General features: G+C 64.1%; 24 protein-coding genes. 6 read left to right on the top strand and 18 right to left on the bottom strand.

The window, feature by feature from the left end; translation table 11 throughout:
- Positions 1 to 65: 65 nt before the first annotated feature.
- From ACPFL9_RS06285 to ACPFL9_RS06260, 6 genes are all read right to left on the bottom strand, one after another.
- On the bottom strand, positions 66 to 1172 hold the full coding sequence (locus tag ACPFL9_RS06285; RefSeq protein WP_426006451.1) for a BMP family lipoprotein: 1107 nt from the start codon (positions 1170 to 1172) through the stop codon (positions 66 to 68).
- 227 nt (positions 1173 to 1399) lie between these two features.
- A complete protein-coding gene (locus tag ACPFL9_RS06280) occupies positions 1400 to 2425 on the bottom strand; it encodes an NADP-dependent oxidoreductase (protein ID WP_426006450.1) in 1026 nt (341 codons plus the stop codon).
- Positions 2422 to 2853, bottom strand: coding sequence for an organic hydroperoxide resistance protein (locus ACPFL9_RS06275; RefSeq protein WP_426006449.1), 432 nt, complete (start codon positions 2851 to 2853; stop codon positions 2422 to 2424). The genes ACPFL9_RS06280 and ACPFL9_RS06275 overlap by 4 nt, the downstream gene beginning before the upstream one ends.
- Positions 2854 to 2899: 46 nt before the next feature.
- Positions 2900 to 3334, bottom strand: a complete 435-nt coding sequence (locus ACPFL9_RS06270; protein ID WP_426006447.1) for a MarR family winged helix-turn-helix transcriptional regulator — start codon at positions 3332 to 3334, stop codon at positions 2900 to 2902.
- Between the two features lie 122 nt (positions 3335 to 3456).
- On the bottom strand, positions 3457 to 4662 hold the full coding sequence (locus tag ACPFL9_RS06265; protein ID WP_426006446.1) for an amidohydrolase: 1206 nt from the start codon (positions 4660 to 4662) through the stop codon (positions 3457 to 3459).
- Between the two features lie 110 nt (positions 4663 to 4772).
- Positions 4773 to 5906: a mannose-1-phosphate guanylyltransferase gene (locus tag ACPFL9_RS06260; protein ID WP_426006445.1), complete on the bottom strand. Its 1134-nt coding sequence runs from the start codon at positions 5904 to 5906 to the stop codon at positions 4773 to 4775.
- Between the two features lie 298 nt (positions 5907 to 6204).
- Here ACPFL9_RS06260 and sdhC point away from each other — a divergent pair, with 298 nt between their 5' ends.
- The 5 genes from sdhC (at position 6205) to ACPFL9_RS06235 (ending at position 10582) form a co-directional block, all read left to right on the top strand.
- Positions 6205 to 6540, top strand: a complete 336-nt coding sequence (sdhC, locus tag ACPFL9_RS06255) for a succinate dehydrogenase, cytochrome b556 subunit (RefSeq protein ID WP_014921082.1) — start codon at positions 6205 to 6207, stop codon at positions 6538 to 6540.
- A 3-nt stretch (positions 6541 to 6543) separates the two neighbouring features.
- Complete coding sequence (locus ACPFL9_RS06250; protein ID WP_426006444.1) at positions 6544 to 7005, top strand: succinate dehydrogenase hydrophobic membrane anchor subunit; 462 nt, start codon at positions 6544 to 6546, stop codon at positions 7003 to 7005.
- A 103-nt stretch (positions 7006 to 7108) separates the two neighbouring features.
- Positions 7109 to 8908, top strand: coding sequence for a succinate dehydrogenase flavoprotein subunit (gene sdhA, locus ACPFL9_RS06245; RefSeq protein WP_426006443.1), 1800 nt, complete (start codon positions 7109 to 7111; stop codon positions 8906 to 8908).
- Complete coding sequence (locus ACPFL9_RS06240) at positions 8908 to 9690, top strand: succinate dehydrogenase iron-sulfur subunit (RefSeq protein WP_347110268.1); 783 nt, start codon at positions 8908 to 8910, stop codon at positions 9688 to 9690. Before sdhA ends, ACPFL9_RS06240 begins: the two co-directional genes overlap by 1 nt.
- Positions 9691 to 9805: 115 nt before the next feature.
- The gene (locus ACPFL9_RS06235; RefSeq protein WP_426006441.1) at positions 9806 to 10582 is read left to right on the top strand and encodes an alpha/beta hydrolase; all 777 of its coding nucleotides are present in this window, start codon (positions 9806 to 9808) and stop codon (positions 10580 to 10582) included.
- A gap of 94 nt (positions 10583 to 10676) precedes the next feature.
- Here the strand turns inward: ACPFL9_RS06235 and ACPFL9_RS06230 are convergent, their stop codons facing one another.
- Positions 10677 to 11978, bottom strand: a complete 1302-nt coding sequence (locus tag ACPFL9_RS06230) for an ABC transporter substrate-binding protein (RefSeq protein ID WP_426006440.1) — start codon at positions 11976 to 11978, stop codon at positions 10677 to 10679.
- Positions 11979 to 12095: 117 nt separating this feature from the next.
- Here ACPFL9_RS06230 and ACPFL9_RS06225 point away from each other — a divergent pair, with 117 nt between their 5' ends.
- On the top strand, positions 12096 to 14306 hold the full coding sequence (locus ACPFL9_RS06225; RefSeq protein WP_426006439.1) for a hypothetical protein: 2211 nt from the start codon (positions 12096 to 12098) through the stop codon (positions 14304 to 14306).
- Between the two features lie 13 nt (positions 14307 to 14319).
- Here the strand turns inward: ACPFL9_RS06225 and ACPFL9_RS06220 are convergent, their stop codons facing one another.
- The 11 genes from ACPFL9_RS06220 to glyA all read right to left on the bottom strand — a co-directional run bounded on the left by ACPFL9_RS06220 (position 14320) and on the right by glyA (position 23797).
- Positions 14320 to 14472, bottom strand: coding sequence for a hypothetical protein (locus ACPFL9_RS06220; protein WP_426006438.1), 153 nt, complete (start codon positions 14470 to 14472; stop codon positions 14320 to 14322).
- Between the two features lie 24 nt (positions 14473 to 14496).
- Positions 14497 to 15582, bottom strand: a complete 1086-nt coding sequence (locus ACPFL9_RS06215; RefSeq protein WP_426006437.1) for a YihY/virulence factor BrkB family protein — start codon at positions 15580 to 15582, stop codon at positions 14497 to 14499.
- Entirely contained in the window at positions 15509 to 16186 is a 678-nt protein-coding gene (locus tag ACPFL9_RS06210; RefSeq protein ID WP_426006436.1) for a 2'-5' RNA ligase family protein, read from the bottom strand. The genes ACPFL9_RS06215 and ACPFL9_RS06210 overlap by 74 nt, the downstream gene beginning before the upstream one ends.
- A 4-nt stretch (positions 16187 to 16190) precedes the next feature.
- Complete coding sequence (gene trpS, locus ACPFL9_RS06205) at positions 16191 to 17288, bottom strand: tryptophan--tRNA ligase (RefSeq protein WP_426006435.1); 1098 nt, start codon at positions 17286 to 17288, stop codon at positions 16191 to 16193.
- Between the two features lie 23 nt (positions 17289 to 17311).
- Positions 17312 to 18145, bottom strand: coding sequence for an exodeoxyribonuclease III (locus ACPFL9_RS06200; RefSeq protein WP_426006434.1), 834 nt, complete (start codon positions 18143 to 18145; stop codon positions 17312 to 17314).
- Between the two features lie 10 nt (positions 18146 to 18155).
- The gene (locus tag ACPFL9_RS06195) at positions 18156 to 18722 is read right to left on the bottom strand and encodes a hypothetical protein (RefSeq protein WP_426006433.1); all 567 of its coding nucleotides are present in this window, start codon (positions 18720 to 18722) and stop codon (positions 18156 to 18158) included.
- A 71-nt stretch (positions 18723 to 18793) separates the two neighbouring features.
- Positions 18794 to 19627 (bottom strand): ABC transporter permease, encoded by an 834-nt coding sequence (locus tag ACPFL9_RS06190; RefSeq protein WP_426006432.1) that lies wholly within the window; start codon positions 19625 to 19627, stop codon positions 18794 to 18796.
- Positions 19624 to 20490, bottom strand: a complete 867-nt coding sequence (locus ACPFL9_RS06185; RefSeq protein WP_426006431.1) for an ABC transporter permease — start codon at positions 20488 to 20490, stop codon at positions 19624 to 19626. The genes ACPFL9_RS06190 and ACPFL9_RS06185 overlap by 4 nt, the downstream gene beginning before the upstream one ends.
- Positions 20483 to 21415: an ABC transporter ATP-binding protein gene (locus ACPFL9_RS06180; RefSeq protein ID WP_426007498.1), complete on the bottom strand. Its 933-nt coding sequence runs from the start codon at positions 21413 to 21415 to the stop codon at positions 20483 to 20485. Before ACPFL9_RS06180 ends, ACPFL9_RS06185 begins: the two co-directional genes overlap by 8 nt.
- A 202-nt stretch (positions 21416 to 21617) precedes the next feature.
- The gene (locus ACPFL9_RS06175; protein WP_426006430.1) at positions 21618 to 22508 is read right to left on the bottom strand and encodes a bifunctional methylenetetrahydrofolate dehydrogenase/methenyltetrahydrofolate cyclohydrolase; all 891 of its coding nucleotides are present in this window, start codon (positions 22506 to 22508) and stop codon (positions 21618 to 21620) included.
- On the bottom strand, positions 22502 to 23797 hold the full coding sequence (gene glyA, locus ACPFL9_RS06170) for a serine hydroxymethyltransferase (protein ID WP_426006428.1): 1296 nt from the start codon (positions 23795 to 23797) through the stop codon (positions 22502 to 22504). Before glyA ends, ACPFL9_RS06175 begins: the two co-directional genes overlap by 7 nt.
- Between the last annotated feature and the right edge of the window lie 36 nt (positions 23798 to 23833).

Genomic DNA, 23833 nt, shown 5'->3' with positions numbered 1-23833 from the left:
GTAGTCAGGGCAAAAACGCGCCGCCAGTACCGGGGCCCGGTACTGGCGGCGCGTCGTGGAATTGTTTACTTCTTGGGGCTCGCAGCCGACTCAACGACCAGCTTGCCGGAGGCGATGTCAGCCTTCAGGGCATCCAGTTCAGATTTGGTCTCGGAGGAGACGGCGGAATCGAGGTCGTGGAACGGTGCGATCGCAACGCCATCGTTGGCCAAGGTGCCAACGTAGGCTTCGTTGCTGAACTTGCCGTCCTTGTCGTCCTTCACCACGGACTCCACGGCCTCGCCCATCTGCTTGACCACGGAGGTCAGCATGAGGTCCTTGTACTCGGGAGCGGTGAGGTAGCCGTCCGAGTCGACCCAGATGAGCTTGACGTCCTTGCCGGCGGCCTTGGCTTCCTTCAGGGCAGCACCTGCACCCTTGCCCACAGGACCGGCGACGGGCATCACGATGTCCGCGCCCTGGTCCAGGAGGTTGAGCGTGACCTGCTTGCCGGTATCCTGCTTCTCAAAGTCACCCGTGAAGGAACCGTCCTGCGTGGCCTTGTCCCAGCCGACAACCTGGACAGACTTGCCCTTGGCCTTGTTGTAGGCCTGGACGCCGTCGTAGAAACCGTCCATGAAGATGGTGACCGTGGGGATCTTGATACCGCCGAAGGTACCCACCTTGCCGGTCTTGGACGTGGCGGCCGCTGCGTAACCGGCCAGGTATGCGGCCTGGGCGGTGTCGTAGACGATCGGCTTGACGTTGGCGATCGGCGTCTCGTACGAGTAGTCAACGATCGCGAAGTGCTTGTCCGTGTTCTTTTCCGCAGCGGCCTTGGTGGCATCGCCCAGGAGGAAGCCGACGGTGACGGTCAGGTTGCACCCGGCGGAGATCATGCCGTTGAGGTTGGTCTCGAAGTCGCTGTTGGCCTTGGACTCTGCGGACTTGACGGTTATGCCAAGATCCGTCTCAGCCTTCTTGAGGCCTTCGAACGAGGACTGGTTGAAGGATTGGTCGTCGAATCCGCCGGAGTCGGACACGATGCAGCCGGTGTAGTCACTCTTGGTGGCCGCACCGGAGCCGGCGTCGGGAGCCTGGCCGCAACCGGTCAGCAGGAGCGCTGCTGCGCCAACAGTTGCGACACCAGCCATTGAACCGCGCTTCAGGGCGGCGCGCAGTGGTTTCTTCAATTTTCCTCCAGGAAGAAAGTGGTGTGGGCTACGACGGATGGTCAATGAGTGTCCGTTTCCTATACCTGAGGCAGAAATTCTGTTTTCACTGATGCTTCGCAGCACTGCGCCGAGGCGCACTTGGTGACACCAACACTAGTGGGCTGGACCACACCCGAATAGCACAATCCCGGGCACCGCGGCAGATTGTTGACCTTTTGTTACCAAGCAGTAGCCGGGCTGTTGCGTCACAAGCGGACGAGCATCTTTCCCGTATTGGCCCCGTCCAGCAGATCGATAAACGCCTGCGGGGCGTTCTCCAGACCGTCCACGATTGTCTCGTCGTAGCGGACCGTCCCATCAGCCAGCCACGCAGCCATCCTTTCCCTGAATTCGGCGGCATGGGCGCGTTGGCCACCCACCAGGAAGCCACGCAGCGTCAACTGCTTGCCGATTGCCACAGCGAGGTTCCTGGGCGCAGCCGGGGGCTCGGTGGAGTTGTATTGTGCTATCGCTCCGCACATGGCCACGCGCCCGCCCACGGTCAGTGTGTCCAACGCAGCTTCCAGGTGGTCGCCCCCGACGTTGTCGAAGTACACGTCGATACCGCGGTCCCCCACTGCCTGACGCAACTGCTCCAGCACCGGAGCGTCGTTGTAGTTGAAGGCGGCGTCAAAGCCCAGGTCCAGCAACCTGGCAACCTTGTCCGCCGAGCCCGCACTGCCGATTACTTTCCCGGCGCCCATTGCCTTGGCAATCTGGCCCACCATTGACCCCACGGCCCCGGCTGCACCGGACACAAAGACGACGTCCCCTTCCTTGAATCCGGCCACCTTGAGCAATCCGGCGTAGGCGGTCAGCCCGGTCATGCCCAGCGCCCCAAGGAAGGCCGGCGTCGGAGCCAGCCCCTTAGGCACCACGGTTGCCGCGGTGGCGTCCACCACCGCGTGGTCCCGCCACCCCAGTTGATGCACGACGACGTCACCCACCTTGTGCGCGTCCGAACGGGACGCAATCACCTCACCTGCCGCACCGCCGTCGAGCGCTGCATCAAGGCGGAAGGGAGCCGAATAGGACTTCGTGTCATTCATGCGGCCACGCATGTAAGGATCGACGGACATGTACTGGTTCCGCACCAGGATCTGGCCGCTCTTCAGTTCCTGCACGGGAGCGGTGACGAGCCGGAAGTTGTCCGGGACCGGCCGGCCCGACGGGCGCGAGGCCAGGTGGATTTCGCGGGTAGTGGCGGGCATTGGCGTCTCTGGAATGCTCATGCGGCGAACTCCACCAGTTTCAGGTCGACGGCCATGTTGCCGCGTGTTGCGTTCGAGTAGGGGCAGATCCTGTGCGCTTTGGCCATCAGCTCCTCGGCCTTGCCGCGCTCCAGTGCCGGCAGGGCAATCTCGAGTTCGGCCGCCAGGCCGAACCCCACTCCGTCCGGAAGTGCGCCGATGTGCACCTTGGCTGCGACGGCGGAGTCGGTCAGGTCCACACGTTCCTTGCGGCCCACCAGGCGCAGGGCCGAGTGGAAGCAGGCTGCATATCCTGCCGCGAACAGTTGTTCAGGGTTGGTGCCTTGGCCGTTGCCGCCCAGTTCTACAGGGCTGGCGAGGGCGACATCCAGTTTGCCGTCGTTGGTGCGGGCATTGCCGTCACGGCCTTCGCCGGAAGCCAAGGCCTCTGCGGTGTACAGGGTCTTCACGGGTCTGTTCCCCTTCTCTGTGGTGGATTGTGGTGCAGCGGAAAAGTCAGGGTGCCGCATGGAGGGCGGCGGTGAGCTTCCCGAGCGTGGCGTGCAGCTGGGCCATTTCGTCAGCCGACAGGCCCGCTGCTTCGGCCAGGCGCAGGGGCACGGCCTGCGCTTTGGCGCTCAGGCGGGTTCCGGCGTCGGTGAGGACCACGTCCACACGCCGCTCGTCCTCCGCCGAGCGGTGCCGCTCCACGAGGCCCATGGCCTCAAGACGCTTCAGCAACGGCGACAGCGTGCCGGAGTCCAGGCCCAGCTCGGCGCCAAGCGCGCGGACGCTCCGCGGCTCCTCCTCCCAAAGCACCAGCATCACCAGATACTGCGGGTAGGTCAGGCCGAGGTCGTCGAGCACCGGGCGGTAGACCGCCGTCGCGGCTTTCGACGCCGAGTACAGCGCAAAGCAGACCTGGTGGCGGAGCCGGGGAGCATCACTCATGGGAGAAACGGTAGCTCACAATTACATTGTGCACAACTTAATTCAGCCCACCCGAACCCAACTGGGTCGCATTTGTGCGCGTTTTGAGCCGTCAAAACGCGCACAAATGCGACCCACTTGGGTTATTGGTTGAGGTCGCGGATGGTTCGCAGGGCGGCTGCGGTGAGGACCCGGACGGCGTAGCCAAGGGCGCGCTCGTCGACGATAAAGTCGCCGCGGTGGAGGTCATACTCCTCGCCACCGGGAGTGTGGGTACCCAGGCGCATCATCGCACCGGGAAGGTCCGCGAGGAACCAGGCAAAATCCTCGCCACCCATGGACTGCGGAGTCAAAACCACCGCGTTCTCGCCCAACTCGGCGCGGGCGGCAGCCTCAATCAACGCCGTTTCGTGTTCCGAGTTGACCACGGGCGGGACGCCGCGCGTGTGCTCAAGGTGCACATCGACGCCGTAAGGCGCAGCCACCTGCTTGACGACCTCGTCCAGCAATTCGCCGGCACTGTGCCAGGCATCGCGGTCCAGGCACCGCATGGTGCCCGCCATGTAGCCCGACGCGGGGATGGCATTGGGAGCTGCACCTGCGGAAATCTGCCCCCACACCACAGACACGCCACTGCGCACGTCGACGCGGCGCGACAGGACAGCCGGAACGTTGACGGCAATCTGCGCCAGGGCGAAGACCAGGTCTTCGGTCAAGTGGGGCCGCGACGTGTGCCCGCCCCGGCCCGTCAACTCGATCTTGATGGTGTCCGAGGCCGACGTGATGGCACCGATGCGCGTACCGATCTGCCCGGCGTTGATGCGCGGGTCACAGTGCAGCGCAAGAATGCGGGGAACACCCTCCAGCACACCCTGCTCAATGCAGGACAGCGCGCCACCGGGCATGGTCTCCTCCGCAGGCTGGAAGATGATGCGGACGGTTCCGCCGAGCGGAGTGTTCTTGTGCATCCGCTGCAGCACCAGGGCAATGCCCAGCATGGTGGTGGTGTGGACGTCGTGGCCGCAGGCATGGGTCACGCCATGGTTCTTGGATGCGAACGGCAGGCCCGTCTCTTCGATGATGGGCAGGGCGTCGATGTCACCGCGCAAGGCAGTGGCAATGGGCCCCTCCCCGACATCCACCGTCAGCCCTGTGCCCTCGAGCCGCCGCGGCTTCAAGCCGGCCGCTTCGAGCCTCTCCACGAGTTTGTCCGTGGTGCGGAACTCCTTAAAGGACAGCTCCGGATGCGCATGGAGGTCGCGCCTGAACTCGATGAGCCCGGGAAGCAGTTCATCGACCCAGGGACTGACAACGGGAGGCGGCTCGGTCTCGGTGGTGTAATTGCGCACGTCACAACTCTAGCCAAGCGCGGCGGACGACGAACGAAAGCCACCTCTTGGTTACGCCGCGTTCAGGCGCAGGACAACAAAAGAGGTGGCTTCCGGTGTAGGTTTCCGCTTTACAGGACGTCGGTATCGCCGCTGGCCTTCAACGCGTCAACGGTGCCCTTGACCAGCTGGGCATGTTCCTTGGTGGTGACCAGGAGGGCGTCCGGTGTGTCCACGATGACCACGTCCTTGATGCCGATCAGCGCAATGACCCGCTTGGTATCGGAGACCACCACACCGCTGGCGTTCTCAGCGAAAACGCGGGCTCCCTCACCCAGGACGGTCACTTCGTCGACGTCGCCGGCGCTGTTCAGGCGGCCGATCGCGGCAAAGTCACCAACGTCGTCCCAACGGAAGGAGCCAGGCACGACGGCGACATCGCCGGCTGCCGCTGCGGGCTCGGCCACGGCGTAGTCGATGGCGATCTTAGGCAGGGTTGGCCACACCCGGGCAGTCACTTCGGCACGCCGGGGAGTGTCCCAGGCTTCGGCGATTTCCTGGAGCCCGGCAAACAGCTCAGGCTGGTTCGCCTCAAGGTGCTTGAGCATGAGCGACACGGGCGCGACGAACATCCCGGCGTTCCACACGTAGTCTCCGGCCTCGACGTACTTCCGGGCCACCTCCTGGCTGGGCTTCTCGACGAACTCAGCGACTGTCAGGGCGTTCGGGGCACCGTCCACCTTCAGTGCCTGGCCGGAACGGATGTAACCGAATCCCGTGGAAGGGTGCGTTGGCTTGATGCCGATGGTGACGATCTTCCCCGTAGCGGCAGTAAAGATGGCCTCCCGGACGGTGTCCTGGAACAGGTCGTCGGGACTGATGACCTGGTCCGCGGCGAATGAGCCCATGATCGTTTCCGGGTCGCGGCGGTGCAGGATGGCGGCAGCCAGGCCGATGGCGGCACCTGAGTCCTTGGGTTCGCTTTCAAGAACGAGTTCGTCGTCGCCGACTTCGGGCAACTGCCGGCACACGGCGGCGCGGTGGGCCTCGCCGGTGACCACCAGCACCCGCTCCCCGGCCAGCGGCTCGAGGCGGTCGTAGGTGGACCTCAACAACGTGCTGCCGGAGCCCGTCAGGTCGTGGAGGAACTTGGGCGCAGCGGCACGCGAGAGTGGCCATAGCCGGGTCCCCACACCACCCGCCGGAATAACCGCATGGAAGCGGTTCAACGGCGATTCCGGAATTGTCACGTCTTCTGTACTCACTGCAACACTTTATCGGACGCAGCACCCGGGACCGGCAGTTCGCCACACATGTGGCTTTCGTCTCAAACGGAGGGATAAATCGCCGGAATACGGGCAGGACACATGGAATTTACAAGCAAAGAAGCCCGTCCTAAATTGAATAAGCTGTAAGCGAAGCCTAGATTTAGGCGTGAGCTACGAGTGCTCTCGCAGCAGGCGTTCCCCCCGCGTGGATCCCATGCCAGCGCCGCTGTGTTGCAGGAAGGTTTATTCAGTGCCGACAAAACCAGCTGGCACCTTGTACCGCGGCCGTGAAGGCATGTGGTCCTGGGTTGGACACCGTATCACCGGTGTAGTGATCTTTTTCTTCTTGTTGGTCCATGTGCTGGACACCTCACTGGTGCGCGTGTCCCCTGAGGCCTACACCGCCGTTATCGGCGCCTACAAGAACCCCCTCATGGCCCTGGGCGAAACGGGCCTGGTCGCTGCGATCATCTTCCACGCCTTCAACGGCCTGCGCGTGATCGCCATCGACTTCTGGAAGAAGGGCGCCAAGTACCAGCGCCAGCTGCTCTGGGTGGTGCTTGCGCTGTGGCTGGTCACGTTCGCAGGGTTCGCCATCCGCCACCTTTCCCTCGCGCTGGGAGGCCACTAAGCCATGACCACCATCCAGTCCCCCCGCAGCGGCAAGATCGCCCCGAAGTACAACCGCACCGGCAGCAGCCGCGGCAACTTCGAAATGCTCGCATGGCTGTTCATGCGTCTTTCCGGCGTCGTTCTGGTCATCCTCATTTTCGGCCACCTGTTTGTGAACCTGCTGGTGGGCGAAGGCATCCACGCCATCGACTTCGGCTTTGTTGCCGGCAAATGGGCCGATCCGTTCTGGCAGTTCTGGGACCTGGCCATGCTGTGGCTGGCCATGCTCCACGGCACCAACGGAGTCCGGACCATCATCAACGACTACGCAGAGAAGGACTCCACCCGCTTCTGGCTGAAGACGGTCCTCTACGCCGCAACCGTGGTGATCATCATCCTCGGCACCCTGGTGATCTTCACCTTCGATCCGTGCCCGGTCGTCGACGGCGTCCAGCTTCCCGGCGGTTTCTGCCCGGCGCCTTAGCCGCTTCCACGGCGTGGCCGACCCCGCCCGGGACCGGCCGCGCCTTCCTTTGCGGAGCAGGCTCCGCCGACCATCTGAATTTCTGAAAGAGAGAGCATCCAGTATGCAGGTCCATAAGTACGACGTCGTCATTGTCGGTGCCGGTGGCGCCGGCATGCGCGCCGCGATCGAGTCCGGTCAGCGCGCACGCACCGCGGTACTGACCAAGCTCTACCCCACCCGTTCCCACACCGGTGCAGCCCAGGGCGGCATGTGTGCAGCGCTTGCCAATGTCGAGGAAGACAACTGGGAATGGCACACGTTCGACACCATCAAGGGTGGCGACTACCTGGTTGACCAGGACGCAGCCGAAGTCATGGCCAAGGAAGCCATCGACGCCGTGCTGGACCTGGAAAAGATGGGTTTGCCCTTCAACCGCACGCCCGAAGGCCGCATCGACCAGCGCCGTTTCGGTGGCCACACCCGTGACCACGGCAAGGCTCCGGTTCGCCGTGCCTGCTACGCCGCCGACCGTACCGGCCACATGATCCTGCAGACGCTGTACCAAAACTGCGTCAAGCACAACGTCGAGTTCTACAACGAGTACTACGTCCTTGACCTCCTGCTGGTTGAAGAGGACGCCGTCCGCGAAGACGGAACCACGTACAAGCAGAAGCGTGTTGCCGGCGTGGTCTCCTACGACCTCGCTTCCGGCGAACTCCACGTGTTCCAGGCCAAGTCCGTGGTCTTCGCCTCCGGCGGTGCGGGCAAGGTCTTCAAGACCACCTCCAACGCCCACACCCTTACCGGTGACGGCATGGGCATCGCTTTCCGCCGCGGTATCCCGCTGGAGGACATGGAGTTCTTCCAGTTCCACCCGACCGGCCTGGCCGGCCTGGGCATCCTCCTCACCGAGGGTGCACGCGGTGAAGGCGCCATCCTCCGTAACTCCGACGGCGAACGCTTCATGGAGCGTTACGCCCCCACCATCAAGGACCTCGCACCCCGTGACATCGTGGCCCGCGCCATGGCCAACGAGGTCCGCGAAGGCCGCGGGTGCGGTCCGAACAAGGACTACGTCCTCCTGGACCTCACGCACCTGGAGCCGGAGCACATCGAAGCCAAGCTCCCGGACATCACCGAGTTTGCCCGTACGTACCTCGGCGTAGAGCCCTTCACCGACCCCGTGCCGGTGTTCCCCACGGCCCACTACGCCATGGGCGGCATCCCCACCAACATCGCCACCGAGGTCCTCCAGGACAACGACACCGTTGTCCCCGGCCTCTTCGCTGCCGGCGAGGTTGCCTGTGTTTCCGTGCATGGATCGAACCGACTTGGCACCAACTCGCTGCTGGACATCAACGTGTTCGGCAAGCGCGCAGGCATCGCTGCGGCCGAATACGCCAAGACTGCCGGCTACGTTGAGCTCCCGGAGAACCCTGAGGGCATGACCCGCGGCATCCTGGACAGCCTGCTCAACGGCACGGGCACCGAGCGCGTAGCCCAGATCCGCAAGGAACTGCAGGACACCATGGACGCCAACATGCAGGTGTTCCGTACCAAGGAGTCGCTGCAGCAGGTCCTGAGCGACATCGCTTCCTTCGAAGAGCGCTACAAGAACGTCACCGTCCAGGACAAGGGCAAGCGCTTCAACCTGGACCTCCTGGAAGCCGTGGAACTTGGCTTCCTGCTCGACATGGCAAAGGTCATGACCGTTGGTGCACTCCACCGTGAAGAGTCCCGTGGTGGCCACTACCGCGAAGACTTCCCGGACCGCGACGACGAGAAGTTCATGAAGCACTCCATGGCTTACCTGGACAACACCGTCACCGCCGACTCGTCTGCCGAGTCCGTTGCGGGCATCCGTCTCGAGACGAAGCCCGTTGTCTTCACCCGTTACGAGCCGATGGAGCGTAAGTACTAATGACCACCGAAATGGCAGAGCCCGCTTCCAAGATCGAGCTGCCCGCCAGCGTTGCCGGCGACGGTGAGATCCCCACGTTCCACATCACGCTGCGTGTCCGCCGGTATGATCCAGAGATCTCCGACGAAGCCCGCTGGGACGACTACAAGCTGACCATGTACGGCACGGACCGCGTGCTGGACGCCTTGCACAAGGTCAAGTGGGAAATCGACGGCACGGTTTCATTCCGCCGCTCCTGCGCCCACGGTGTATGTGGTTCGGATGCCATGCGCATCAACGGCCGCAACCGCCTTGCGTGCAAGACCCTCCTGAAGGACCTCGACACCACCAAGCCCATCACCGTTGAGCCCATCAAGGGCCTTCCGGTGGAGAAGGACTTGATTGTGGACATGGAGCCGTTCTTCCAGTCCTTCCGTGAAGTCATGCCGTTCCTGATCAACAAGGGCCACGAGCCCACCAAGGAACGCCTGCAGTCCGTTGAGGACCGTGAGCGCTTTGACGACACCACCAAGTGCATCCTCTGCGCTGCCTGCACCTCGTCCTGCCCGGTCTTCTGGACCGATGGCCAATACTTCGGCCCGGCAGCCATCGTCAACGCACACCGCTTCATCTTCGACTCCCGTGATGATGCGGGCGACATGCGCCTTGAAATCCTCAACGACAAAGAAGGCGTGTGGCGCTGCCGCACCACCTTCAACTGCTCCGAGGCTTGCCCGCGTGGCATCCAGGTGACCAAGGCCATCGCCGAGGTCAAGCAGGCCATCCTGTCCCGCAAGATCTAGTCGCCGTTCCCTGAGGAACAGCACGACGACGGCGCCGCTCACCACTGCTGGTGACCGGCGCCGTCGTCGTTAATCCACTGCCGCAACCACCGCCATCCCCAAGGAGACCAGCAGCGTGTCACGATCCGAAAAGATTACCTTCACAGGAAGCACGGGCGATGTCCTGGCAGGCATTGTGGATGTGCCCGAAGGAGACATCCGGGGCTGGGGCCTGTACTCCCACGGACTGACGCTGGGCAAGGACAGCCCGGCCGCGTCGCGGATCTGCAAGGGGCTCGCCGACCAGGGCGTGGGCATGCTGCGGTTCGACAACCTGGGCCTGGGCGGCTCGGAGGGCGAGTGGTCGGCAGGTTCCTTCAGCGTGAAGGTAGCCGACACCATCCGGGCGGCGGGCTTCATGCAGGAGCAGGGCCGGGCGGTCTCCCTGATCGTGGGACATTCGTTCGGCGGCGCGGCCGTGCTGGCCGCGGCCCGCGACCTTCCCGAGGTGAAGGCCGTGGTGACAGTGGGCGCGCCCTACGAACCCAAGCATGTGGAGCACATGTTCGACGCCGAGATCGATTCGATCCTGCGTGATGGCAGTGCGGTGGTGGACCTGGGCGGGCGGCCCATGGAGATCCGCCGGCATTTCGTGGAGGACGTGGAACGCGCGGATCTTCGGGACTGCATCCGGACCCTCCACCGCCCCCTGATGGTGATGCACTCCCCTACCGACAACACCGTGGGCATCGACAACGCCAGTGAGATCTTCCGCACCGCCCGGCATCCCCGCAGCTTCATTTCGCTGGAGGGCAGCGAACATCTGCTCACAGGGAAGGGCCAGGCGGCGCGCGTGGCACGCATCATCGGCGCGTGGGCGGATCCGTACTTGGCGACCAGCGACCCCGCCTAACAGGACCGGCCTCACCCAACTGGGTCGCATTTGTGCGCGTTTTGAGGGCTCAAAACGCGCACAAATGCGACCCAGTTGGGTGTGGTGGAGTGGGCTACTTGCCGATGGCGGCCTTGCTTTCGCTGAGCCACTGCTCGGCCGCTTTCTCCGGCGAGAGTCGCTTGAAGAGGACCTCGGTGTTGATGCGCGCCGTGATTTCCGAGACGGCCGTTGAGCCCGTGGGTCCGATGTAGGTCGGCGCGAAGTCCATCTTGCCAATCTGGTCAATGTATTCGGCTTCAACCTTGCCTGTGGGGGTCAGCAGGTCCTGGATGGCCGTCCGCATGCCGGCGTTGCTCGGGACGCCGCGGTCGCTCTGGATGATCTTGGCCGCGGACTCGTTGTTCACCAGGAAATTGACCAGTTTGGCAGCTGCCTCGGTGTGCTTGCTCCGCGCGGAAATCGTGTAGAACTGGGACGACTGCAGCCAGATACCGGGCGTCGGCTTCTCGCCAGGGAGCTTCAGGAGCTTGAGTTCGGCGCCGGAGGCCTTGCTGAGGGCGGAGAGGGAATTGCTCCAGGTGAGCATCATGCCCGCCTGGCCCATACCCATGAGTGTCTGCTCGGTGCTGACGTTGAGCTTCTCCACTGTCTCCGAGGCACTGGGGGCTGCGCCTGATTCACTCAGCTTGACGGAGAAGTCGAAGTACTCCTTGACCGTGTCCTTTCCCAGTCCCAGTTCACCGTCCTGGGTGTACAGCGACTCCCCCCGCTGGCGGGCGAAAGCGTCCAGGGAATCGTGGGTCAGTACAGTAGCCGTTCCATAGGTCCCCTTGGGGCTCTTGGACGTGATGTCGCCGGCAATGCGGGCGAAGTCGTCCCAGGTCCACGTGCTGTCATCCGGAAGCGAGACGCCGGCAGCCTGGAAAACTGCGGGGTTCACGACGATCGCCAGTGCGTTGGCCCCGGTGGAGACGCCGTACTGGGTGCCCTTGACCTGGCCGTTTTCCAACGCACCCTGGTCCAGCTTGGACAGGTCAAGTGCGCTGCCGGCCTTGGACAAGTCCAACAAAGCGCCGCGGTTGGCGTACTCAGCCGGGTAGGCGCCGCCCATGGTGATGACGTCTGGAGCGTCGTTGGCGGCTACCTGGGTGGCCAACTTGTCGAAATAGCCGCTGATGTCGCCGTATTCGGGTTTGACCTTGATGTCAGGGTTGGCTGCCTCGAATTCCTGGATTGCCTTGGTAGTCAGTTCGGCCCGGCCGGCGTTGCCCCACCAGCTGAAGCGGATTTCGACGGGGCCGTCCTGGGACTGGCCTGCGTCGCTGCCGCCACAGGCTGTGGCCATGCCAAGCATCCCTGCAACGGCCACGAGGGCCAGTGATCTGCGGAAGGTACGGAGAGATTTACGCGTCATTGGGTAAGCTTCTTTCAGACTCAGAAAACGGTTCCTGAAACGTATCAAGTGCTGTAGTATCCGTCAATAGTTCTGAATGTGAACTATTACCCGGTGCGGCCCCCAGCGAAGGATGACATGAACCACTCCCGGCTACCGATTGATCGCGAGGCACTGGCCAGGCGACACAACGTACGGCAACACAAGCTGGATCCGCGCAGTCCTGTATCGGTGGGCAACGGCGAATTTGCCTTCACCATGGATCTCACCGGCCTCCAGACGTTCCCCGCTTCCTACCCCGTGGGTGCACGTGATGACCGGGCACCCGGAACGCTCCTTGGCACGCAAGCGCAGTGGGGCTGGCACTCCGTTCCGGCGGGAACCCCCTACGGGCTCGCAGGCTCCACCGTCATGTACGACTCGCCCCGCGGACCCGTACCCTACGTGGACATGGTGGGCGAGATCGTCAACGACCGGGAGACCGACACGTCCGACGCCGAAACCTGGTTACGGGCAAACCCGCACCGCCTGGACCTGGCGCGGATCGGATTTCGTTGGGTGGAGGACGGTCAGGATCATGCCCTCACACCCTCGGAGATCAGCGGGACGGAGCAGATCCTGGACCTCTGGTCCGGCGTGGTGACCAGCAGCTTCGCAGTGGCCGGTCACCCCGTGAAAGTCACGACGGCGTGCCACCCCGACCGCGATGAGCTCGGCCTCCGCGTCGAGTCGCCGGCGCTCGGCAAGGGCCTGGTGATCGGCGTCGACTTCCCGTACGGCTCGGAAGCGTGGCATGACGCCGCCGACTGGACCAAGCCGGAGGCGCACAGCACCCGGCTCAATCTGCCGGCCGACGCCAGACTGCAGGACACCCCGAGCTGGGTTGTGGACCGGGAACTTGATGACTCCCGCTATGCCGTGATCGTCACGGGCCGGGGCCTGGACGTGGAGCAGACAGCCCGGCATTCACTCCGGATCGGACCGGGACAGCCATCCGGCACCCTCGACCTCTCCCTCGCCTTCCTGTCCTCCGGAGACGGTGACTGCATTCCGCGGGGCAACAACAGGCCTGGACGGGCCGCGCCCCTGGTGAGCCTGGGAACGGAACCGGATTCCGGCGTCGTGCCTTCAACGGAACAGGGCGCCGGAAGCAGTGTCGCGGCAGCGTCGGCAGCGTACTGGCCGGGGTTCTGGCGCTCGGGCGGAGCGATCGAGCTTGATGCCACCAATGATCCGCGGGCCAAGGAACTGGAGCGGCGTATTGTCCTGTCGCAGTACCTGACCGCCATCAACTGCTCGGGCTCGTTGCCGCCTCAGGAAACCGGGTTGGTGTGCAACTCCTGGCGCGGCCGGTTCCACCTGGAGATGCACTGGTGGCATGCCGCGCACTTCGCCCAGTGGAACAGGCCGGAGCTTCTGTTGCCCTCGCTCAGGTGGTACTCAACAGTCCTGGAAACGTCCCGCCAAACCGCCAAGGCGCAGGGCTTCGATGGAGTGCGCTGGCCCAAGCAGGTGGGACCCGACGGGAGGGAAAGCCCCAGCACGATCGGGACGTTCCTCATCTGGCAGCAGCCGCACCCGATCTATCTCGCTGAACTGCTGTACCGGGCCAGCCCCGGGCGTGAGGTCCTGGAAGAGTTCGCCGAGATCGTCTTCGAGTCTGCGGCATTCATGGCCGGCTTTGCCCACCGAACGCAGCGCGGTTTTGAGCTCGGCCCCCCGCTGGTTCCGGCGCAGGAGAGCTACGGCTCCATCCGCAGCAGGGTCAGCAACCCGACCTTCGAACTGGCCTACTGGCAGTGGGCCCTGACCATCGCGTCGGAATGGCGGAAGAGGCTGGACCTGGAGCCTGTGGCCGCCTGGCAGGACGTGGCCGCCGGAATGGTGGAACCCCGGGTGATGGACGGAGTCTATGCCGCCATCGACGTCGAGCCCTTCACCATCCGCACCGACCATCCATCCATGCTGTGCGCGCTGGGCCTGCTGCCGCGGACGGACGTGATTGATCCGGACATCATGCGGGCAACACTGTCAGGAGTGCTGGCGGATTGGGACTGGGACAGCACCTGGGGCTGGGACTACCCTGTCATGGCCATGACAGCCGCACGTCTGGAAGATCCCCAGGCCGCAGTCAATGCGCTCCTGCTCGACGCTGGAAAGAACACCGTCCTGCCGAACGGGCACAACCGGCAAACGGATTCGCTGCCCCTGTACCTTCCGGGCAATGGCGGACTGCTGGCCGCCGTAGCCCTCATGGCAGCCGGCTGGGACAACGGACCCTCGCGCCATGCTCCCGGATTTCCTGCGGACTGGACCGTGGCGTGGGAAGGGCTGGTGTCCGCCCCCTGATTCGGCTGCGAGGTCATTCACGCCGGGGTCCAGTTGCCGCGCCCACCAGCGCCCCGAGCCCGAGCCCCACCAGAATCCCCGCGAAGGGTGACTCGAAGATCAGCTGGCCCACGATCAACCCGGCCGCTGCCCCCAGGAGGCAGGCGATCCACAGTTGGTTGTTCATGGCGCCTCCGTGCGAGGGGATCTGTCAGGTTTGGGGCGTGGCACGGCGTGAGCCGAGGAACTTCTTCCGCGGACTCTCCCCGGCCTTCAGGTCAGCTTCCCGGATGGCGGCCCAGGAAGCCGATACCAGGTAGACCTGGCTCACCAGGTTGAACCAGATCAGCAGCCCGATGATGATCGCGAACGATGCCAGGACCGGGTTGTTGCCTGCCCGGGCCAACAATTCCGTGCTGAAGATCTGCAGGACCGTGGTGCCCACGCCGGCAAGCACCACACCCTCCAGGAAGGGTTGTCGCCCCAGCTTAAGGCCACCGGCGATGCGGAACAGGACTGCCGCCGTCGCGCAGTTGAGCAGGAGGGGGACGACGATCTTGACGACGGCCGCCACCGGGGCCGCCACGGCCTCGTCGAGCCGAAGGAAATCAAACAGCACGTCCGCAGCAGTGCCGAACACCAGGGAGGCGCCGGCGCTGACTACGAGGATGACGCCCAGGAGCAACAGCGTTCCGGCATCGACCAGCTTCTGCAGAATGGGGCTGCGCTGCAGGGGGTCGGCGTCCATGACGCCGCGGACCCCCTCGCGCACGCTCGCTATCCACCCCAGGGAGGTGTAGATGGTGACTACCGCTGCGATGACCGCCGTCCAGCCAAGTCCCGACGGGTTCAAAAGCGTCTGCGGATCCACCAGGCCATCCCGGCCATCCACCTGCAGCAGCCCAGGGGCTGCCGAGGCGACGCTCCGGATCACAGCGTCGGTCAGGACCGGATTGCCACCCAACACAATGCCCGCGACCGCAAACCCTGTGGTGAGGAGACCAGTAACGGAGAAAAACATGTTGAAGCCGATACCGGCGCTCAGCAGCGGACCGTGTTGCCTGCTGTAGTGCTGGAAGGAACGCATGGCCCGGTTGGTATTGAGCCTGGCCATGAACAGGGCAAAGAACGCGCCCGCCTTTTGCGGCAAGCCGGCACCGGCTCTTTTGGCCTGGCCCCATTCCTGGCGTTTGTGGAGCAGCTGGAGTTTGAGCTTTGCCAGCTCAATGGGCAGCGGAGGACTGTCCGCTTGAGGACGTTGGTTCCGCCTGCTTCGTTTCGTCAGTGTTCCCGCCAAAGTCGAGCTCTTCCCGTAGCTGCCAAATTCCATTGGTGTCGTGCTCGTAGAGTCCCATGCTAACCACAGGAAAGGTGGCCCGGTAATCTCTTAGGACCGTTTCGGCCTCGTCAAGGTTTTCCTGGGCGACGTCGTGCGCCACGGTCACATGCGGGTGGTACGGGAAAGGAAGTAACCGCTCCAAGGGGCCGGTCTGAAGTTTTTCGTGCAACTGCACGCACTCTTCAAAGCCCTCCTCCACGTTGACGAACACCACTGGTGACACAGGCCGGAAGGACCCGGTGCCGGAGATGGTGATGGTGAAGGGCTTCTGTGCACGGGCGACGGCCCTGACGTGGTCCCGGGTAGCGGCCCAGTCCTTGGTGGGGGTGGTGGTGATCAGGGTGATGTGCGCCGGAATGACCTCGGCCATGGGATCACCAAAGGAAGCGCGCCATTCCTGGAGCTCCTTGGCGATCTCCGGCGGGAAGCCCAGAATCACTCCAACGCACAGGGTGTCACCGGCGCCACAGTCGGTGCCGGTGACAGCAGGCCGGCGCGATTCGTCCGGACCGGAACCTGGCAGGGTTCCGGTCTTGACGTTGATCTGGCCAGCGGCGCACATGGACTTAGCGGACTCCCTGCTCGCTGGGGCTTGCGGTTCCGCGGTACGGCAGGAAACCGACCTTGGAGTACACGTCGGCCAAGGTGGCCGAGGCGATGTCACGGGCTTTGTCCGCCCCGTGGGCCAGGAGCCGGTCGAGCTCTGCCGGATCTGCCAGGAGCTCGTTGGCCCGCTCCCGGATGGGTGCCAGGTGTCCGGATACGAGCTCTGCCAGGTCAACCTTCAGGTGCCCGTACATCTTGCCCTGGTAGTCCGCCACGATCTTCTCCACCGGACTTCCGCTGATGGCCGAGTAGATGGTGAGCAGATTGGAGACGCCGGGCTTGTTCTCGCGGTCGTAGCGGATCTCGGTCTCAGTGTCCGTCACAGCGGACTTGATCCTCTTGGCCACGGTCTTGGGGTCATCGAGCAGGTTGATGAGACCGGCCGGCGACTCGGCGGACTTGGACATCTTGGCCGTGGGGTTCTGGAGATCGTAGATCTTGGCGGATTCCTTCTGGATGAAGGCCTCCGGCACCTGGAACGTCTGGCCGAACCGGCTGTTGAAACGGTTGGCAAGGTCCCTGCTCAGTTCCACATGCTGGCGCTGGTCTTCACCCACCGGGACGCCGTGCGGCTGGTACAGCAGGATATCTGCGGCCTGGAGGATCGGGTACGTGAACAGCCCAACGCTGGCGTGGTCCGAGCCCTGCTTCTGCGCCTTGTCCTTGAACTGGGTCATGCGGCCGGCCTCACCCATGCCCGTAATGCAGTTGAGCACCCAGGCCAGTTGGGCGTGCTCCGGAACCTGCGACTGGACAAACAGCGTGCACTTCTCCACGTCAACGCCACCGGCAATGTACTGGGCAGCGGTGACGCGGGTGCGGCGGGCCAGCTCAGCGGGGTCCTGCGGCACCGTGATGGCGTGCAGGTCCGGGATGAAGAAAACGGCGTCGTACTCGTCCTGCATACGGACCCAGTTGACCAGTGCCCCGAGGTAGTTGCCCAGGTGCAGGGAGTCGGCGGACGGCTGCATGCCGGAGAGCACGCGGTGCTTGGCACCGGCTGCGGGCAAGGTGGAGACGGCGGGCAGTACGGCAGCGTCTGTTTCAGCAGTAGTCATGGAGGTAGGTACTTTCGTCAAGCTTAGAGCCGGTAGTCAACGACCACCGGTGCGTGGTCAGAGAAGCGGGTGTCCCACGAAGGCGCCCGGTCAACCACGGCCGAGAAAGCGGCGGCGGCGAGTGCCGGGGTGGCCAGGTGGTAGTCGATGCGCCAGCCAGTGTCGGTGTCAAAGGCTTTTCCGCGCTGGGACCACCAGGTGTAGGGGCCGGCGACATTACCTGCCAGGCCCCTGTGGACATCCCTCCATCCAATCTCGTCGCCAAAGAAGCGGTCGAAGTACGCACGCTCCTCAGGCAGGAAGCCGGCACGCTTGACGTTGCCCTTCCAGTTCTTGATGTCCAGCTCCGTGTGCCCCACGTTGAGGTCGCCCACCACCAGGGCGTGGTCGCTGTGCTTGGCCAGCTCAGGCAGGCGTGTGGTCATGGCATCCAGGAAACGGTACTTGTCATCCTGCTTGGGCGTGCCTGCTTCACCTGAGTGGACATACGCGCTGACGGCAGTGAGCGTAGTAGCTTCTCCAGCGGAGTTGTGCACCAGGAAATCCGCCTCGACCCAGCGGCCGGACGTATCGAAGTAGGCGTCCCCGTTGCCCACCCGGGTTGCCGTGGGCTCCTGGCGGGATGCGATGGCCACCCCCGCACGGCCCTTGGCCTCCGCCTCGGCGTGGAGGATGTACCAGCCCTCGCCGATCAACGAGTTCACGATTGCGTCAGGAGCACGGACTTCCTGCAGGCAAAGGATGTCGACTTCGCGCGGCTCGAGCCACTCCGCCATGCCCTTTTTGTAGGCAGCCCTCAGGCCGTTGACGTTGACTGATGCGATGCGAAGGAAATCCTTCTTCAATGCCGTACTCACCCGCTCTACTCTAGTCGATGATGGTTCCGGCCACGGGCTCGTCGGAGCCTCCGGAAGACTTGATCATGTCGCGGGCATTGGTGGACGTGATGGCGATGGTTTCCAGCGCCCGGTTGATGGTGTCCTGGTTGGCTGCAGCGCCCTTGGCACGCTCTTCCTCCACCACGCGTACCTGCACCTGGACGATCTTGAAGGAGTGGTCCAGTTTGAGGTCCCGAACCTCGTCGGCCTGGCTGCGCTCGGCAACGACGCGGGTTCCGCCGTGGTCGGCAACGTTCGACGACGGCGCGCGGCCGGCTGCGGAGTTGAAGGCAGCTTGCGCTTCGCTCAGCTTCGCCCCGGCCCGCTGCGCGGCCTTGCGGATGCTCAGCACGACGAACGTGGCCAAGGCAAGCCAGCCGAAGGCCACGACTGCCACGACCCACCCCACGACATCGTTCTGGTTGGCCGCGAAAATAACAGCCACCAGGAAGGCAATGATGACAACGGTCATCCCCAGGCCGCCGATGCGGAAGCCCTTGAACGGACCCTTGGCGGAAGCGGACGTGGACGGGTGCGGGTCACCGAGAGATTGCATGGGTTTATTGTCTCAAACGCCCGGGCCTGCCCCTGACGCTTCCACGGACGGCGAACATCGGGTACCCGGCATCACTTCAGGAAGAGTTGCCGCAGCCTGCCGGTGGTCAGCATGATGCCCAGGGTGATCATCACCAGGTAGTAGCCCACGTGGATGGCCGTGGCCCCGCTGAACGAGCCCACACTGATCTGGCGCAGCAACTCCACCCCATGCCAGAGGGGCAGCGCCTGGATGAACCATTGGATGGGCTGCGGATAGACACTGAGCGGGTAGAACGTGGCGCTGAACAGGAACATGGGAAGCAGGAAGAAGTTGATCCAGTCCATTTGCTGGAACGTCTTCATGAAGCTGGTGATCCCCATGCCGAAACTCGCAAAGCCGAAAGCGATCAGCACCGACGCCGGAATCACGAGGATGGCCCACCATGAGGTCAGCAGTCCCATGACACCCATCACCGCCGTGAAGCCCGTGGCGTACAGGAGCCCGCGGAGCAGGGCCAGGAAAATCTCCCCCATGGCCACATCCAAAGGCCCCAGCGAGGTGTACAGCATGCCCTGGTACAGCTTGGCGAAGTTCATCTTGAAGAACACGTTCCACGTGGAATCGTAGATGGCGCCGTTCATGGCCGAGACAGCCAGCAATGCGGGCGCGATGTACGCGGCATAGCTGATTTCCCCGCCTCCCGGGCCCTGCACGGTTCCGACGATCGACCCCATGCCCACCCCCATGGCCAGCAGGAACAGGACGGGCTCAAAGAACCCGGAGACCATCACCAGCCACGTGCTGGACCTCGCAGCCATAAGCCCCCGGCCCACCACCGCGCGGGCATTGCGCGAGTACAGCGACCCGAACTTCCGCTCCCTTGCCGCATCAGTGGCGCTGTGCCCACCGGTCAGGGTGCTCATGAGCCCATCCTCCTGACGAATTGGCGCCGCACCAGGAGCCAGCCTCCAGCGGCGGTGGCCACGAGATACAGCACATGGACGATGGTCACCAGCGGGTTCTCCTCCATCCCGTACGTGAAGACGCGACCCAGTTCCGTGCCATGCCACACCGGCGACAACCAGCCGATCCATCGGACGGCAAACGGCAGGGTGTCCAGCGGAAAGAACGTCCCCGAGAAGAGGAACAGCGGCATCACGATGAACCGTTGCACCAGGGCGAACTGTCCCTTGTCCTGCGTGATGCTGGCGGCATATGCCATCAGTGGCAGGCCGAAGGACAATGCGGCCACGGTGGCAACAATCGCGGACACCCAGCCCCAGGGGCCGGGAGATGCCCCGAACATCGCCACCACGGCAAAGTACACCACCGATTGCAGAAGGAACCTGAGGGTGCTGGCCATGATGTGGCCGCTCGCGATCTGCTGCGGGACCAGCGGCGATGCATGGGGACCGTAGAACACCCGGCGCCACTTGAAGCCGTCCATGATCGGGTAGGAAAACTCACCCGAGGCCGTCATCACTGCCGCGGACACCAGCAACGCGGGGGCCACGAACTCCAGATAGCTCACTCCGCCAAAGAGGGACTCACTGTTGGCGTCGACCAGGCTGGCCAGCCCCACCCCCATGGCGAAAAGGTAGGCCACCGGCTGCCCCACGCTGTACAGCACCACGGACCAGCCGTAGTTCCGCATCACCCGCAGGACCTGCTCGGCGTAGAAGAAGGAGCCCCACCGCCGCGCCCTGGCTGCCGAGACGGCAGGTGGGTGCGCCCGCAGCGGAGGTCCCGCCGTCGTGGTTTTACTGCCCGGCAGTTGCTCAGTCAACGAGGCTCCTGCCCGTCAGCCGGAGGAACACGTCCTCCAGCGAGGACCGGCGCACCAGCGAGGTCAACGGGCGAAGCCCGCGGGCCGTCACCTGTTCCAGGGCCGACTCGCCGTCCTGCGTGTAGATGAGGACACGGTCCGGCAGCGTCTCCAGCCTCTCGCCGATGCCTTGAAGCTCGACGGCGATGGTCCCGTTCCTGTCCGAGCCGAACCTGAGCTCAAGTACTTCGCGCGACGAGTGCTCGCGGATCAAGCCGGCCGGCGAACCTTCTGCCATGATCCGGCCCTTGTCCACCACGATCAGCCGGTCGCAGAGTTGTTCGGCCTCATCCATGTAGTGGGTGGTGAGGATCAGCGTGACGCCGCTTTCCTTGAGCCGGAACAGCCGGTCCCAGAGGATGTGCCGGGCCTGCGGGTCCAGGCCGGTGGTGGGTTCATCCAGCAGGAGGATCCGGGGTTCGTTGATGAGGGATCGCGCAATGGTCAGGCGACGCTTCATCCCGCCGGACAGTGCGTCCACCTTGGATTTGGCTTTGTCCGTGAGCTGCGCGAATTCCAGGAGTTCGTCCGCTTTCGGGCGCAGGTAGCTCAGGGGAAGACCGAAATAGCGCCCGTAGACGATCAGGTTTTCCCGGACCTTCAGTTCTTCGTCGAGGTTGTCCTGTTGCGGCACCACGCCCAGGTGCGCACGGACTTCGGGGCCATGGGTTTCCGGGTCCAGGCCCATGATGTTCAACGTTCCGGACGTCCTTTGCGAGACGCCGCCGATCATCTTCATGGTGGTGGACTTGCCGGCACCGTTGGGCCCGAGCAACCCGAAGGACTCCCCTGCCGGAACATCGAAGGAGATGCTGTCCACGGCCGTGAGGTCGCCGTAGGCCTTGGTGAGGTTGCGCGCGCTGATGACGGCGGTGGATGGGTTCATGCCGTCGTTGGACTGGGACGTTCCGGAGGGTGTTGGCGACGTTGCCGGGCTGGTTGCTTCACTGTGCACCCTCAGCAGACTAATCGCGCCCACCGATATGTGAAAGGGCTCTTGCAGATAATTGCCCAACTGACCGGCAGCAGTGGTTGTTCTGAGGGCTCAAAACAACCTCTGCTGCCAGTCAGTTGAAACGGCGTTGTGTCTAGGCGATACCGGCCTGGCGCTCGGCGGACTCCACGACGTTGGCCAGCAGCATGGCGCGGGTCATCGGCCCAACGCCGCCCGGGTTCGGGGACAGCCAGGCGGCGACGTCCGCCGCAGCCGGGTCCACGTCTCCGGTGACCACTGCCTTGCCGTTGCCGTCGTCCACACGGCTGACGCCGACGTCGAGCACGATTGCACCCGGCTTGAGGTCTTCAGCCTTGATCATGTGCGGGACGCCTGCAGCAGCAATTACGACGTCGGCCTGCCGGAGTTCGGCGGGAAGATCCACCGTTCCGGTGTGTGCCAGGACCACGGTTGCGTTGACTTCCTTGCGGGTCAGCAGGAGGCCGATGGGCCGTCCGATGGTGACGCCGCGGCCGACCACCAGGACACGCTTGCCCTTGAGCTCGATGCCGTGGCGGCGCATCAACTCCACGCAGCCCTTGGGGGTGCAGGGCAGCGGGGACTTCATCTCACCGTTCACGTTGGCCACCAGGCGGCCAAGGTTCATGGGGTGCAGGCCGTCGGCGTCCTTGTCCGGATCCATGGCCTCCAGGATGGCGTCCTGGTCGATGTGCTTGGGCAGCGGAAGCTGAACGATGTATCCGGTGCACTCCGGGTTCCCGTTGAGCTCCTGGACCACCTTGAGCAGTTCGTCCTGGGTGATGTCCTCGGGAAGGTCGCGCCGGATGGACTGGATGCCCACCTCGGCGCAGTCCTTGTGTTTTCCGCCGACGTACCAGGTGCTTCCGGGATCCGAGCCCACCAGGATGGTGCCCAGGCCAGGAACAATTCCCTTGCCGGCGAGGACGGCAACGCGTTCGGTCAGTTCTGCCTTGATGGCCGCGGCGGTTGCCTTGCCATCAAGGATCTGTGCTGCGTTCACCACTGCTCGTGCTGCGGGTAGAGCGGGAAGTCGGCGGCGAGCTTGTCGACGCGGGCCTGGAGGGCTTCCACATCCGTAGCGGAACCGGACTTCAGTGCGGTGGCGATGATCTCGGCAACCTCGGTGAACTCGGCAGCACCGAATCCACGGGTAGCCAGGGCAGGCGTACCGATGCGGAGGCCCGAGGTGACCATCGGCGGGCGCGGGTCGAACGGAACAGCGTTGCGGTTCACGGTGATGCCCACGGAGTGCAGGAGGTCTTCGGCCTGCTGGCCGTCCAGCTGCGAGTTGCACAGGTCAACGAGGACCAGGTGGACATCCGTGCCGCCGGTGAGGACGGAAACGCCGGCCTCGGCCACGTCCGGCTGGTTGAGGCGGTCGGCGATGATCTTGGCGCCTTCGAGGACGCGCTCCTGGCGCTCCTTGAATTCCTCGCTGCCGGCGATCTTGAAGGCCACGGCCTTCGCTGCGATCACGTGCATGAGCGGACCGCCCTGCTGGCCCGGGAACACGTTGGAGTTGATCTTCTTGCCGTACTGTTCCTTGGCCAGGATCACGCCGGAACGCGGGCCGGCGAGGGTCTTGTGCACGGTGGAGGTCACGACGTCGGAGTGCGGGACCGGGCTCGGGTGCAGGCCGGCTGCGACGAGGCCTGCGAAGTGTGCCATGTCCGTCCAGAGGAGTGCGCCGACCTCGTCAGCGATCGAGCGGAAGGCAGCGAAGTCCAGGTGGCGCGGGTAGGCGGACCAGCCGGCGATGATGACCTGCGGCTTCTCCTTGATGGCCTGCTCGCGGAGCTTGTCCATGTCCACGCGGAAGGTGTCTTCTTCCACCTGGTAGGCAGCGACTTCGTACAACTTGCCGGAGAAGTTGAGCTTCATGCCGTGGGTCAGGTGACCGCCGTGTGCCAGGGAGAGACCGAGGATCTTGTCGCCAGGGGTGATCATGGCAGACAGTGCGGCGGCGTTGGCCTGTGCACCGGAGTGCGGCTGAACGTTGGCGTATTCGGCACCAAACAGGGCCTTGACGCGGTCGATGGCGAGCTGCTCGGCAACATCGACGTATTCGCAACCGCCGTAGTAGCGCTTGCCCGGGTAACCCTCGGCGTACTTGTTGGTCAGGACGGAGCCCTGGGCTTCCATGACAGCGCGGGGTGCGAAGTTCTCGGACGCGATCATTTCCAGGGTGCCGCGCTGGCGGCCAAGCTCCTGGTCGAGGACTGCTGCGATTTCAGGATCGAGCTCAGCGAGCGGCTGGTTGCTGACAGACGCTGAAGTGGTGGTGGTAGACACGGAAATCTCCTGGCTAGGGAATGGGAGGTGCTACAG

The organism is Paenarthrobacter sp. NyZ202, from assembly GCF_049860755.1.
In the GTDB taxonomy this organism is placed as follows: Bacteria; Actinomycetota; Actinomycetes; order Actinomycetales; family Micrococcaceae; genus Arthrobacter.
This window is presented reverse-complemented; position numbering and strand designations above follow the sequence as displayed.

Coding starts and splice junctions, on each gene's coding strand:
- ACPFL9_RS06210 (WP_426006436.1), bottom strand. CDS start 16,186: ATGTGCGCCGCTGGCCAGATCAACGTCAAGACCGGAACCCTGCCAGGT.
- ACPFL9_RS06270 (WP_426006447.1), bottom strand. CDS start 3,334: ATGAGTGATGCTCCCCGGCTCCGCCACCAGGTCTGCTTTGCGCTGTAC.
- ACPFL9_RS06180 (WP_426007498.1), bottom strand. CDS start 21,415: ATGAACCCATCCACCGCCGTCATCAGCGCGCGCAACCTCACCAAGGCC.
- ACPFL9_RS06250 (WP_426006444.1), top strand. CDS start 6,544: ATGACCACCATCCAGTCCCCCCGCAGCGGCAAGATCGCCCCGAAGTAC.
- ACPFL9_RS06240 (WP_347110268.1), top strand. CDS start 8,908: ATGACCACCGAAATGGCAGAGCCCGCTTCCAAGATCGAGCTGCCCGCC.
- ACPFL9_RS06280 (WP_426006450.1), bottom strand. CDS start 2,425: ATGAGCATTCCAGAGACGCCAATGCCCGCCACTACCCGCGAAATCCAC.
- trpS (WP_426006435.1), bottom strand. CDS start 17,288: ATGACTACTGCTGAAACAGACGCTGCCGTACTGCCCGCCGTCTCCACC.
- ACPFL9_RS06195 (WP_426006433.1), bottom strand. CDS start 18,722: ATGCAATCTCTCGGTGACCCGCACCCGTCCACGTCCGCTTCCGCCAAG.
- sdhA (WP_426006443.1), top strand. CDS start 7,109: ATGCAGGTCCATAAGTACGACGTCGTCATTGTCGGTGCCGGTGGCGCC.
- sdhC (WP_014921082.1), top strand. CDS start 6,205: ATGTGGTCCTGGGTTGGACACCGTATCACCGGTGTAGTGATCTTTTTC.
- ACPFL9_RS06220 (WP_426006438.1), bottom strand. CDS start 14,472: ATGAACAACCAACTGTGGATCGCCTGCCTCCTGGGGGCAGCGGCCGGG.
- ACPFL9_RS06225 (WP_426006439.1), top strand. CDS start 12,096: ATGAACCACTCCCGGCTACCGATTGATCGCGAGGCACTGGCCAGGCGA.
- ACPFL9_RS06230 (WP_426006440.1), bottom strand. CDS start 11,978: ATGACGCGTAAATCTCTCCGTACCTTCCGCAGATCACTGGCCCTCGTG.
- ACPFL9_RS06190 (WP_426006432.1), bottom strand. CDS start 19,627: ATGAGCACCCTGACCGGTGGGCACAGCGCCACTGATGCGGCAAGGGAG.